Consider the following 12,748-nt stretch of genomic DNA (forward strand, 5'->3'; position numbering starts at 1 on the left):
AGCGTTATATATGAAAAGGAAAGAGGGAATTAAAATGGCAAATGAACGTTTTAAAAGAGTTTATTCTCAGGGAAAATTGGATGCAATCATGATCTTTGTGGATCGGGAAACGGGTGTCAATTACATGTTCAACAAAGTTGGCTATGCTGGTGGCTTAACACCATTATTGGATAAAGAGGGAAAACCGGTCATCACTCCCCTCGATGAATTAGATAAATAATAGACGGCACTAGCGAACAAGCGTGCTCGTAACTCATATGCTAAACTTTTATTATTAAGACAAAGGAAATCAACTCAACGTTTTAAAATAAAGTCATTTGCAAAGTTGAACGTTGATTATCCAATTTGTCTATTTAATAAGGAGTGAGTAAAATGCACGCTTGGGAAGCTGTTCAAAAATCAGTAGACTATGTTGAAGAGAACATCAAAGAAGAATTATCAATTGAAGAATTGGCAAAGGTTTCTTTCCTATCCATGTATTATTTTCAAAAACTGTTTAGTCGTTTAGTCGGAAAAACAGTCAATGAATACATTAAGGCGAGAAGAGTGGCCAATGCAAAACCATTGCTGAAATCAACTAATAGACGGATCGCCGATATCGCAGTTGAATATGGGTTTAATAGCCATGAGGCTTTTACAAAGGCCTTCAAAGAAATCTATAGTGTCACTCCGGAGACTTATCGCAAAAATGATCTGTTATTGACAGACTTTTTGAAGCCGGATTTATCAATTTACTATACGCTGGTAGATGAAGGTGTGCCATTGATGGTGGATGATATGGTACTTGAGGTGAATCAGCAAGAGCTTGAGCAGACTGAATACTACACTGGATTTTCTAAACAAGTGGATGCTAGAGAGATGAATAAAGTAGGGGTCAACGCTCTGATTGAGTTATGGGATGAATTTCATGAAAAGAAAGACACGATTCCTAACCTGTTGACAGACGGGCTGGAAATTGACTATTTTACAACGGATGCCACGCCTGGAAAAGTTCAATATTTTGTTAGAGGAAGCTCTGATGATCAGAAATCGGAAGGTTTTACGCAATTCGACATTGAACCTGGGACCTTTTATGTCTGTACATTCGAGGCAGAAAACTTTGAATATTTAGTGGAGGATGCGTTGTATAAAGCCAATAACTACTTCTTTGAAACATGGCTTCCAAGACACGGAATCGGAATGGATGACATGGAGCCGTTTTTGATTCAAAAATATGTGAACGTAACGGATGAGCCAAAAATTGAAATATGGATTAAGCCAACAAAGGAACTTGTGGGTAAATAATAGTAAAAAGCTTCGGATCGTTTAAATGATCTGAAGCTTTTTTGCTTATTAAAAATTTGTCCTCTAAGTTAGATTTGTCGGATCGAAGAGAAACCGATTGAACTGTTAATTCTGACCATTAAAAGAGGCTTCTTTTTGAAGAATATAGCCCCAAAAAATCCCCGTTAGTTGTGTGATCAGAAAAAGTGCGATCAGTGGAACCGCGGCCACGAAGGGTGAGGAAGAATGATATAAGCTGACTAAAGGGCTCTTAAAAAGAATTAAAGCACAGCTCAATAATATATTGATCAAATTTCCAAACACTAATAAGGAAATTTGTTGTGTCATTTTAGCATAAAAACCTATGATGACAGTAAGCAGCAGGAATAAAAAAATTCCTACGATTGAATCAAAAAGGTAATCAGTTGCTAAAGAAAGATGCACGTAAGGGATGAAATAGAAAATAAAAGGTAATCGCAGGATTATTTTTTTCAGCATTGCAGGATGTCTCCTCAAAAATATTTTTCTATGGTTATTTTATGCCTTGTAAATGGTCAGTTCAACAGAAAACAGAAATTAGGATACATAATTAAAGTTATTTTATGCTGCTATAAATAAACCATCACTTGATTCGACCTAAATTATTTTTTAGGAAATCGGTATTTCTAATTTAAAAATGGAAAGGAACGTTAGACCAATGTTTTTATTTAAAATGGGGAGAACCTGTGAAACAATCCACGGATGGGTGGCATCTCTGAATAAATCGCGAGATGAATGTAAAACATTTTTTCTTTACTATCTGAGAGATTGTGATAATATGATTAGAAATGGAGGGGTTATATGAATAAACTGCAAGATCGATTTAACAAAAATGTGTACGAAATCGCCGTCTCATTGATTCGTCAATTTGATGAAAAAGTCTCTGGAATTCCTAATATGCTGAAGTTAACATTAGGCGAGCCGGACTTTAATACCCCTGAGCACGTCAAAGAAGCAGGGCAGCAAGCAATTAAAGATAATTTTAGCCATTATACCGGCATGTCTGGCTTGATCGATGTTCGAGAAGCAGCGAGTCGTTTTTTATCTGAAAAATATGCAGTAAATTATCAACCAGCAACAGAAGTTTTAGTAACAGTAGGAGCAACTGAAGCGTTGTCAGCGAGTCTTTTAGCGATTTTGGAAGCCGGTGATAAAGTATTGCTTCCAGCGCCGACCTATCCAGGCTATGAACCGCTGATTTTATTAGCTGGGGCCGAACCTGTCTATATTGATACGCGGGAAACCGGGTTTGTTTTAACTCCAGAGCAAATTGATCAAGCGATGGCCGAACATGGAGATAAGGTAAAAGCAATTATTATTACATCACCATCAAATCCAACGGGTGTCGCTTATACGGAAGCCGAAGTTTCGGCCTTGAGCGAAACGCTGAAAAAGTATCCAATTTTTGTAATCAGCGATGAAATTTACAGCGAGCTAAATTATGAAGCGAAACATGTTTCATTCGGAAAATATTTGCGAGATCAAGCAATCGTGATTAATGGTTTGTCTAAATCTCACGCCATGACCGGCTGGCGGATCGGTTTCATTTTCGCACCTGCTGAATTGATTGAGCAGATCATCAAAGTCCACCAATATCTGGTGACAGCCGCTTCAACAATTTCACAAAAGGCTGCGGTTCGAGCGTTGGTACAAGGAATTTCGGATGCGGAAGTAATGCGAGAAGAATATCGCGAACGTCGGGATTTTGTTTATCAGGCCATGACGGCGCTTGGCTTTGAAGTTGCCCGTCCTTCTGGCGCGTTTTATATTTTTGCTAAGATACCCGCAGGATTGGAACAGGATTCAATGGCTTTTTGTATTGAGTTAGCAGAAAAAAATCAATTGGCAATTATTCCGGGAGTTGCGTTTGGTCCGGAAGGTGAAGGTTACGTGCGGATTAGTTATGCGGCTTCAATGGAGAATTTAGTGGAAGCAATGAAACGTTTAACTGCATATGTAGAAAAATAAAAAGAAACGATCAAATCGAAAAAAGATTTGATCGTTTCTTTCTATTTATTTAGATAGTTGAATAAGCCGCTGATAGTTTTATCCTCTAAATCAATTGGATTGCCATCGACTGTTGCCTTGGTTACATGATAATAATCAGGCAGATCGGGGACTTCCTTTAATTGTGCAGCTACAAAATCATTAGCGCTCGCATAAGATTTTTCTTTTTCTGAGTGATTTAATTCATAGGTAATTACTAACATTCTTATCGCTTCTCTCATTCATAATTTTCATTACAAGGGTATTGTACACCAAAACTAATTATAAGTAAGAAATTTTGTCTTTACCAAATGTTTACAGTTCTTTACGGATCATTTACATGACTTCAATAGGATATTTACGTTTCATTGGTAAAGTAACGATGTACTAAAAAATAAGAAATACGGCATCCGTTTTCTTATAAAGTTCATTATCGAGAATAAGGAGTGTACATGATGAAAAAGATTATTTTGGCATTAGCATTTTCAGGAATTCTCTTGGCTGGTTGCGGGAGTGGGAACGCAACAAAAGATTCGAGTTCAGCGAAGGAAGATACAGCAAAAATTACGGCGGTGGGTTCAACAGCCTTACAGCCTTTAGTTGATGCAGCGCAGGAAAGCTATACGCAAGATCATCCGAATGTTCAGATTTCTGTTCAAGGCGGCGGTAGCGGTACAGGATTGAGTCAAGTCGAAAGCGGTTCTGTTGAAATCGGCAATTCAGATGTTTTTGCTGAAGAAAAGGACGGCGTTGATGCAAGCAAATTAGTTGATCATAAAGTAGCCGTCGTTGGTTTTGTTCCCGTAGTCAATAAAGATGTTGGCGTAAAAGATATTACGAAGCAGCAATTGATCGATATTTTCACTGGTAAAATCAAAAACTGGAATGAACTTGGCGGGAAAGACGAAGCCATTCAAGTAGTCAATCGTGCTTCAGGCAGCGGAACACGTGCTACCTTTGAAAAATGGGGATTAGACGGCAAAGAACCGATTCAGTCACAAGAACAGGATTCATCGGGAACGGTGAAAAAAATCGTGGCGCAAACGCCAGGTGCGATCAGCTACCTTGCTTTGTCTTATGTTGATGACAGCTTGCAAGCTTTACAATTAGATGGTGTAACAGCCAACGACAAAAATATTACTACTAACAAATGGACCATCTGGTCATATGAACACATGTATACGAATGGCAAACCGGAAAAGGCTTTAGCCGATTTCTTAAAATACATGACAAGTGACGACATTCAATCTGGTCCAGTCAAAGAATTGGGTTATTTGCCAATTACTTCGATGAAGGTAGAACGTTCTTCTGACGGCACAGTGAAATAATTTCTTCGTAGGAGTGAATGAAGAGCAGAGCAGCTTCCCTAAATAAAAAAAGGATCGTGGATTATTCCGCGATCCTTATTTGTTTGGTAATTTAAGCGTAAATGTTGAGCCGAGTTTTGGATGGCTCTCAACGTCGATTGTTCCGCCGAGAATTTCGCTGTATTCTTTGACAATCGCAAGACCTAAGCCGGTTCCCCCAGAGTGGCGGGCACGAGCCTTGTCAACACGATAAAAGCGTTCGAAGATTCGTTTTTGATCGTCTTTTGACATACCGATGCCATGATCGGTGACAGCAATTTCCAATTGATCTGTCATGCGGTAGCTTAACTCAATTTGGCTTTCTTCTGGCGAATATTGAATCGCATTCTCCAAAAGATTTTTGATGATCGGTTGGAAGAAGGTCAAACGCGTTTGATAAAAACAGTTTTCTGCACCTTCAATCGTAACAGTAATTTGTTTTTTCTTTAATAGATGTTGATACAAGTCGACTTGTTGATGCAAGAAATAATTGATCTCGATTGTTTGCCGATCTTCAGCTAAATCATTGCTGTCCTTTGATAATTCAATAATATCTTGAATCAACCGCTGCAAACGTTTCGCGTCATTTTGCATAATAGTTAGAAATTCTGCCGTCAATGCTGGATCGTCTTTGGCTCCATCTAGCAGTGTCTCTGTAAATCCCAACAAAGAAGTGACTGGTGTTTTTAATTCGTGGGAGACATTACCGACAAAATCCCGCTGAATTTTTTCTAAACGGCGAACATGCGTCAGATCGTAGACAGTACCCATGATCTGATCCCCTTTGATCTCGTTTTCGATGTAACGTAAACGAATGTCCAGGTTCATCGAGCTCGGCAGTTTTGTTGAAATTTCCTGATGGACTTGATCCTTATCCACTAAGATTTGTTGAATTAACTGAATGAATCTATTGTCTTCAATAACCTGCCAATAATAATGCTGAGCGGCTCCGCCGATTTGCAGCAATTCTTCCATCGCTGGATTAATCATAATAAAGCGACCATCAGTATCGATGATGAATACACCAATCGTTAATTCATGAAAGAGTGTAGAAAATTGCTCTTCCGTAGAAGTATAAGCGGCATATGTTTCATTCAACTGTTCACTGATTTGATTGACGGTGATATAAAGTTCCTGCCATTGTGGTGAGTTTTGCATAATATAATTACTTTTTTCAGGTTCCTTCAGCATGCGCTGTAGAACAGGCAGGACAGTTTCGATCGGTCGGTTACGTTGATAGGTCAGGTAACAGATAATCAAATAGATAAAGGCATAAAAGAAAAACAAAATAATGAAAATCGTTCGCTGGAAATTTCGTGTCTTCGGTTGAAAAGCCGAGGTTTTTTTTGCGACACGCAAGATGCCGATCGTTTCATCACCGGAACGGATCGGCTGTGCAGTGTAAAGCAACTCTGTTTTTAGTGTCGTACTATAGCGAACCGAAGAGCCCACTGTATTGCTGTTTAGAACAATTTTCACTTCGGGACGATTTTCCCGACTACCTGAAAGACCGGCGTCCGTGTTATCAAAAATGATCTTTCCTTTTGCATCTAACAGCGTAATTCGATCGTGTGCTTCTTGTGCGAATTCATCGATCGCGGTTTTATTTTCATTTGAGTCGAGTTGTTTCAAATCTAGTCGATGGATCATCAATTCACCGTTACTAGTCAAGAACTCTTCCTGCTGTTCCAACAACTCTTTGGTGTAAAAGTGGTTGGCCAATTTCCAACTGCCGAAAAAGAGCAGACAGACGAGAATAAAGGGAATAAAATAATCTAAGTGTTTGCGTTTCATTGTGCGGGCACCTGAAATTTATAGCCAAAGCCCCGTACGGTTTGCAAGTATTGCGGATGCTTGGGATCAACTTCGATTTTTTCGCGCAGATGAGAAACATGGACATCCACGATTCGGCTTTGTCCTGAAAAATCATATTGCCAAATGCGGTCAAGCAAGGTGTCACGATCAATCACACGTTCTTTACGTTTCATGAAATAGACCAGCAGTTCAAATTCTTTAGGTGTCAGCTCAATTTTTTGATCGCGAACAGTCACTTGATAATTGGATAGATCCGCTTTAATCTCGCCGGCAGTCAAAAATTCGTGTTCGATAACTTCTTGTCGTGGTTCGACGCGACGGAAAATTGCTTTCATACGCGCTAAAACTTCTCTTGGAGAAAATGGTTTAGTCAAGTAATCATCGGCACCGATCTCTAGGCCTAAAATGCGGTCAATTGCATCGTCTTTAGCAGTGAGCATCAAAATTGGAGTATCCACCTTTTCTTGACGCAATTTCTTTGCAATTTCTAAACCATCCATCGATGGCAGCATTACATCCAAAATAATGAAATCAAATTTGTCATTCAAGGCCAGCTCATAGCCTTCTTTTCCATCCTCGGCGGTGGTGACAGCGTAGCCTTCCTTTTCTAAATTGAAGCTTAATAATTTTACGATCGAAAGCTCATCGTCTACGACTAATACACGTTTCATAAGTGTCTCCTTTTTTAAAAACTTTTCATTTGTGAAAGACTATTTCAATACCTGAATAAATGGTATAATGGGAAGGCAGTTTTGTCACCTATTTTCTATTAATTTGATGGGAGAAATAACGATGCTTGGAATCAGTGCTTGTTTAGGGGGCACAGCTTGCCGTTATGATGGCGGATCAAATGAGATCGCGGCGCTGAAAAATTTAGTTGAAGCAGATCAAGCAATCATGATTTGTCCAGAGGTTTTAGGCGGATTGCCAACACCGCGCTCACCTGCTGAGATACAAGGCGGAGATGGTTTCGATGTGTGGCAAGGCCGAGCGAAAGTTGTAGATAAAGAGGGCAATGATTTAACCGAAGCTTTTAAGCAGGGAGCCATCAAAGCTTTCGATGAACTCAAGCAGTTGCAGATCACGGGTTTAGTCTTAAAGGAAAGAAGTCCTTCATGCGGTAGCGGGTTGATCTATGATGGCAGTTTTTCTGGTACTCGAATGACTGGGGTAGGTGTGGCGACAGCTTATTTTATCCAGCAGGGGTTACCGGTTTATTCCGAAGAGAATTGGCAAGAAATGAGGATGACGTAAATGGAGATCGAAAAAACGAATCGAATGAACGCGTTGTTTGAATTCTATGCGACGCTATTAACTGAAAAACAAATGAATTACATGGAGCTGTATTATGCTGATGATTTTTCTTTAGGTGAAATTGCTGAGGAATATCAGGTGAGCCGCCAAGCAGTTTATGATAATATCAAAAGAACAGAAAAAATCTTGGAAGATTATGAGCGAAAGCTGCATCTGCTCTCAGATTACATCGTAAGGGAAGAACAGTTGGACAAACTTGAGGCATATGTGACTGATCATTATCCAAAGGATGAGTTTTTAGCCACTGCGATCCAAGGCTTGCAAGATTTAGACGAATAAAAGGAATATCAATTTCACTTTTCGAAGCTCATTCAGTGAACCAATAATAGTGGAATGATATACGGCTCGAACATAAGAATTTTTTCCAAGGAAAAAATTATACCTTAATAGGAGAAAGGAAAGTAATCAATGGCATTTGAAAGTTTAACGCAGCGTCTACAGGCTGCGATGGGGAAATTACGTAAAAAAGGAAAGGTCACGGAAGCGGACGTTACCGAAATGATGCGAGAAATACGTCTGGCATTACTTGAAGCCGATGTTAACTTGCAAGTGGTGAAGCAATTTACCAAAGAAGTACGAACACGGGCCTTAGGAACAGAAGTTTTAGAAAGCTTGTCTCCTGCGCAACAGATCGTTAAAATCGTTGATGAGGAATTAACGAAAACGTTAGGGTCTGAGGCGGTTGGCCTTGAAAAATCACCAAAGATTCCGACTGTTATCATGATGGCCGGGTTGCAAGGGGCTGGTAAAACAACCTTTGCCGGCAAACTCGCTAATCAGTTGATCAAAAATGAAAAGGCGCGTCCTTTAATGATCGCAGGTGACGTGTATCGTCCGGCGGCGATCGATCAATTAAAAGTTTTGGGACAACAATTAAATGTACCTGTTTTTGATATGGGGACAGATGTTAGTCCAGTGGAAATTGTCCGTCAAGGGATGGAGCAAGCTCGCGAAAATAAAAATGATTATGTTTTGATTGATACGGCTGGTCGTTTACATATTGATGAAACGTTAATGGACGAATTGAAGCAAATCAAAGAAATTGCACAGCCAAATGAAATTCTATTAGTTGTGGATGCCATGACAGGGCAAGACGCTGTTAACGTGGCACAAAGCTTTAATGAACAGCTAGGAATTACCGGGGTTGTTATTACTAAACTTGATGGAGATACACGTGGTGGTGCGGCGCTTTCGATTCGTGCCGTAACGGGTGCACCAATCAAATTTATCGGTTCTGGTGAAAAACTAACAGACCTAGAAATCTTCCATCCAGATCGGATGTCTAGTCGAATCTTGGGTATGGGTGACATGTTGACCCTGATTGAAAAGGCTCAACAAGATTACGATGAGAAAAAAGCGGAAGAACTTGCCCGCAAAATGAAGGAAAATAGTTTTGACTTCAATGACTTTATCGAACAATTGGATCAAGTTATGGGAATGGGCCCAATCGAAGATATTCTTAAAATGATTCCTGGTATGAGCCAAATGCCGGGGATTGAAAATGTCAAAGTTGATCCTAAAGACGTAGAACGTAAAAAGGCTATGGTTTATTCAATGACGTTAGCAGAACGGGAAAATCCTGATTTGCTGAACCCTAGCCGTCGTCGTCGGATCGCTGCCGGATCAGGAAACTCCGTTGTAGAAGTCAATCGCATGATCAAACAATTCAAAGAATCACGCAAGATGATGCAGCAAATGAGTAAAGGCAGCATGCCTGCAGGTATGGACCAAATGTTTGGTTCAGGCATTAAAGGGAAAATGGGCAAGATGGCCATGAACCGTATGGTCAAGAAAAACAAGAAGAAGAAAAAGAAACGCAAATAAAAAAAGCAGCGCCTGTCTCGAAAACTGAGACAGGCGCTATTTTTATAGAAAAAATCGCCAATGATAAAGGAAAAAGACACCAGCGAGACTCAAAAATAAGTAGATTTGCGGTTCTCGCGGAGGAAATAGTTGAATTTCTTTAGGAACCTTATGGACAAACTTCTGACTAAACTGCCAAATCAGAAACCCGACTAGCGCGCCAAAGGTATTCATCAGTAGATCGTCAATATCAGTTGCTCGCCGATTAAATAATTGGAGAAGTTCGATCATCAGTGAAAACTCGAAGCCCAGCAATACGGTAGACGACCATTTCCGACACTGTTTCCAAATTAATGGCAATAAAAAACCTAATGGCGCAAACATGATGATATTAAGAATGTTCAACAAACCAACACCTGATTGAAAGGGAACCAGATTGATTTCTTCAGGACGGATCAATTCTGGATAGCTCAAAAGATCCTCCAGTATCCCAACACCAGTGATATCAATGACTAAATAGAGATAAAACAAGAAAATCCAACGCCATACCATGGATGAGAATACTATTTTCTCCTGCTTTTTTCTAAGCACGAAATACTGGTAGATCAAGCATGGTAAAAAGATACAGGAAATACGGTAGATAGGAAATAGAATATCTAATGAAGTCAAAGAATCACTCCGTTCGATGGTTTAATTTGTTCAATCTAATCGATAAGCTTAGGGTAATCTCTCGATAAAATACGATTAGTAAGCAGATACATCCAACAACCAATGTAATCAGTATGTTTGAGAAAATAGGACCGCTAATTGAATCAGCACTATGTTCATATAATCTTTTTTGTAAAAAGTAGGACCATGAGTCAAAGAAATACGTATTAAGAATGAACGAAGTGAAGAGCGTCATGATTGTCCAAATCGGCCAACGAGATTCCTTATGAAGTAAATACGCATTATCATTTTCTAATGAGAGCGTCTGGTATTTCTTATACGCCCAGAAAGCAAACAGTAAACTCAAAAATACGAACAGTAGATTCACCCACCAAAAACCGCCCATTTTCCCAACGAAGTAGACAAAGAGTGTCTCTGGAAATTGATTCTTAGGTATCAGCTTTGCTGTATGCAGTATATTCCCAAAACGGTAAAGACTAGCAGGGAAAATAATCATCAGCCACCAATAAACGGCCCAAGTCAAGGAACCAAAAAGACTATTTCCAACCATTGATCCTATAAAGGCGCTGCTAGAAAACATAAAGAACAGCAGGCAGAAGTTACTGATGACGGAAGTGAATAGTTGCCCTAATGTAGCATTCATATAGTATGCGGGTATCAACGAGTGAATCAGCAGAGCATAGAGTGATTGCCCGATTAAGATCGAAAGTAAAAAAGGCAGTGCTACATAGGTAATTTTTTTCTTAAATAATTCTTTTCGCGAAATGCCTAGCGAGAACAGAAATTGATTGAATCCTGTTTTTTGATCGATAAAAAAGAGCAGAAACCCGGCTAATGGGACGACAAAGAGCAAGGCAATTCTTATAAAGATTCCACCGAATTTTGGACTATAAGGAATTTTGTTTGAATAGTTTTCCACTTTTGCCATAGTTTTGAGATTAGGTCCTGAATCTTCCAGAGAAAACGAGCCGTAAAAAAACAGCGTCGCATCACGAAAGTCTTTGTATGATTTATAAGGCACACTGTTCATTTGTTTTTCGTCATAATAATTGTGTTCATCAGGAATCGCGTCGTACTGTGTTTTTAATTCCGGATCATTATAAACACTTTTCCACTGATTATTTTGAAGGATTGCTGTGAAGGTACAGATGCCGATCACTAGCAAGCAGACAGCGATCAGGACTTTTTTATAGCGTTCAAAATAAATCGATCGAATCATTTTAAGGGCCCCTTTCTATGCGGCTTCAAATTTGCTTCGAAGAGATCTTCTAAGGATAGAGGAAGTTCTTCGTAAACGAGTGGATCAAATTCCTTGATCAGCGTTTCGAGTTCCTCCGTAAAATGCTCAAAGACGACAGTGACCACACGACCTTGAAAGTCGAGCATTTTAGAATTTTCTTTTACGACAGCAGGGACTTTTTTTGTTTTGAAGACAAGCTGAAGTTTTTTGGCTTTTTCCCGCATTTCTTCCAAACGATAGTCTTTAATGATTGTTTGGTCTTTTAGCAATAATACACGGTCAACCAGATTTTCCAATTCGGGTAAGTTATGGGAAGAGATCAGCGCTGTCCGTGAGTGTTCACTCAAATGCTCCATGAGCAAACCAATCATTTCTTTTTTGATAATGACATCCAAACCGTCAAAGGGTTCATCTAGCAACAAGTATTCGGCGTTAGAGCTGATTGCCAAAATGAGTTGAAATAATGCCTGTTGCCCTTTGGAGAGTTGACGATAGCTTTTATTTAATGAAAATTCGTGCTTTCCGACTAAATCCATAAATAATGATCGATCAAATTTTGAATAAGCTAATTGATAGAACTTAGCTATTTTTGTAAGGGAATAAGACCGTAAAAAATTGTCTTTTTCGTCAATAAAGAAGATTGCTTGTTTGACCTCAGGATTCTTAAAAACCGATTTTTCCCCAATTAAGATATCTCCGATATCCGGTAAATAGTGTCCAGCAAGCACACGTAATAGGCTGGTTTTTCCAGAACCGTTGCGTCCAACCAGACCAACGACTTCATTTTTAGTTAATTCAAACTCAATGTCATTAAGGACAGAGAGCTGATCAATTGTTTTACTTAAATTTTTGACAATCAAGATGACTGACCTCCTAAACTTTTTTCCGCTTCTTGTATCCATGCCAACAATTCCTCTTGGGAAATTTGTAAATGGCGTGCTTCAATTACTAATTCATTGAGATCTTTTTTTAGTTCCTGAACGCGGAGCTCATCTCTGGGATTTTCTTCAATCGCCCGAACAAAGGTGCCTTTGCCTTTGACTGTAACCAAAACTTTCTCAGTCTCAAGTACCTTATAGGCCTTACTAATGGTATTCGGGTTCATCAATAACTGCTTAGCCATTTCTCGAACAGAAGGAATTTTGTCTCCAGGTTGTAAAATGCCATGCAAAATATCTTCTTTAATTCCTAACACCAGTTGTTCGTAATACGCACGACTACTATTTTTATCGATGCGAACCATTTTGACACCACCTTTTAACGAGTTGTATTT

The 12,748-nt window shown here is 39.3% G+C and carries 15 protein-coding genes; 7 read left to right on the forward strand and 8 right to left on the reverse strand.

Features of this window, described 5'->3' with window-relative positions:
• Positions 1-34: 34 nt before the first annotated feature.
• Together I585_RS19425 and I585_RS19430 are read left to right on the forward strand one after the other, a co-directional pair.
• Positions 35-220, forward strand: coding sequence for a DUF6440 family protein (locus I585_RS19425; RefSeq protein ID WP_010740317.1), 186 nt, complete (start codon positions 35-37; stop codon positions 218-220).
• A 152-nt stretch (positions 221-372) separates the two neighbouring features.
• A complete protein-coding gene (locus I585_RS19430; protein ID WP_010740316.1) occupies positions 373-1,284 on the forward strand; it encodes an AraC family transcriptional regulator in 912 nt (303 codons plus the stop codon).
• Between the two features lie 105 nt (positions 1,285-1,389).
• Here I585_RS19430 and I585_RS19435 read toward each other — a convergent pair whose 3' ends face one another.
• Positions 1,390-1,761 carry a hypothetical protein gene (locus tag I585_RS19435; RefSeq protein ID WP_010740315.1) on the reverse strand — a complete coding sequence of 124 codons (372 nt, stop codon included), beginning with the start codon at positions 1,759-1,761 and terminating at the stop codon, positions 1,390-1,392.
• Positions 1,762-2,103: 342 nt separating this feature from the next.
• Here I585_RS19435 and I585_RS19440 point away from each other — a divergent pair, with 342 nt between their 5' ends.
• Entirely contained in the window at positions 2,104-3,270 is a 1,167-nt protein-coding gene (locus I585_RS19440) for a pyridoxal phosphate-dependent aminotransferase (RefSeq protein WP_010740314.1), read from the forward strand.
• Positions 3,271-3,311: 41 nt separating this feature from the next.
• Here the strand turns inward: I585_RS19440 and I585_RS19445 are convergent, their stop codons facing one another.
• A complete protein-coding gene (locus I585_RS19445; RefSeq protein WP_010740313.1) occupies positions 3,312-3,512 on the reverse strand; it encodes a hypothetical protein in 201 nt (66 codons plus the stop codon).
• A gap of 231 nt (positions 3,513-3,743) precedes the next feature.
• Between I585_RS19445 and I585_RS19450 the strand changes: the two genes are divergently transcribed.
• A complete protein-coding gene (locus tag I585_RS19450) occupies positions 3,744-4,616 on the forward strand; it encodes a phosphate ABC transporter substrate-binding protein PstS family protein (protein ID WP_034709435.1) in 873 nt (290 codons plus the stop codon).
• A 75-nt stretch (positions 4,617-4,691) separates the two neighbouring features.
• Here the strand turns inward: I585_RS19450 and I585_RS19455 are convergent, their stop codons facing one another.
• A complete protein-coding gene (locus I585_RS19455) occupies positions 4,692-6,428 on the reverse strand; it encodes a sensor histidine kinase (RefSeq protein ID WP_010740311.1) in 1,737 nt (578 codons plus the stop codon).
• The gene (locus tag I585_RS19460; RefSeq protein WP_010740310.1) at positions 6,425-7,120 is read right to left on the reverse strand and encodes a response regulator transcription factor; all 696 of its coding nucleotides are present in this window, start codon (positions 7,118-7,120) and stop codon (positions 6,425-6,427) included. Before I585_RS19460 ends, I585_RS19455 begins: the two co-directional genes overlap by 4 nt.
• Before the next feature lie 121 nt (positions 7,121-7,241).
• On the opposite strand from I585_RS19460, the gene I585_RS19465 reads away from it, so the two are divergent.
• The 3 genes from I585_RS19465 to ffh all read left to right on the forward strand — a co-directional run bounded on the left by I585_RS19465 (position 7,242) and on the right by ffh (position 9,587).
• The gene (locus I585_RS19465) at positions 7,242-7,703 is read left to right on the forward strand and encodes a 2-thiouracil desulfurase family protein (RefSeq protein WP_010740309.1); all 462 of its coding nucleotides are present in this window, start codon (positions 7,242-7,244) and stop codon (positions 7,701-7,703) included.
• Positions 7,704-8,042 carry a putative DNA-binding protein gene (locus I585_RS19470; protein WP_010740308.1) on the forward strand — a complete coding sequence of 113 codons (339 nt, stop codon included), beginning with the start codon at positions 7,704-7,706 and terminating at the stop codon, positions 8,040-8,042. It begins immediately after the preceding gene.
• 129 nt (positions 8,043-8,171) lie between these two features.
• On the forward strand, positions 8,172-9,587 hold the full coding sequence (gene ffh, locus I585_RS19475; protein ID WP_010740307.1) for a signal recognition particle protein: 1,416 nt from the start codon (positions 8,172-8,174) through the stop codon (positions 9,585-9,587).
• 42 nt (positions 9,588-9,629) lie between these two features.
• On the opposite strand, the gene I585_RS19480 is transcribed toward ffh, so the two are convergent.
• From I585_RS19480 to I585_RS19495, 4 genes are read right to left on the reverse strand one after another with little or no spacing between them, the layout of a single operon-like run.
• Complete coding sequence (locus I585_RS19480) at positions 9,630-10,235, reverse strand: VanZ family protein (RefSeq protein ID WP_010740306.1); 606 nt, start codon at positions 10,233-10,235, stop codon at positions 9,630-9,632.
• A gap of 4 nt (positions 10,236-10,239) precedes the next feature.
• Positions 10,240-11,454 (reverse strand): hypothetical protein, encoded by a 1,215-nt coding sequence (locus tag I585_RS19485; protein ID WP_010740305.1) that lies wholly within the window; start codon positions 11,452-11,454, stop codon positions 10,240-10,242.
• Positions 11,451-12,335: an ATP-binding cassette domain-containing protein gene (locus I585_RS19490; protein WP_010740304.1), complete on the reverse strand. Its 885-nt coding sequence runs from the start codon at positions 12,333-12,335 to the stop codon at positions 11,451-11,453. Before I585_RS19490 ends, I585_RS19485 begins: the two co-directional genes overlap by 4 nt.
• A complete protein-coding gene (locus I585_RS19495; protein ID WP_010740303.1) occupies positions 12,332-12,718 on the reverse strand; it encodes a GntR family transcriptional regulator in 387 nt (128 codons plus the stop codon). The genes I585_RS19490 and I585_RS19495 overlap by 4 nt, the downstream gene beginning before the upstream one ends.
• Between the last annotated feature and the right edge of the window lie 30 nt (positions 12,719-12,748).

Origin of the sequence: Enterococcus malodoratus ATCC 43197, from assembly GCF_000407185.1 — a bacterium.
GTDB lineage: Bacteria > Bacillota > Bacilli > Lactobacillales > Enterococcaceae > Enterococcus_A > Enterococcus_A malodoratus.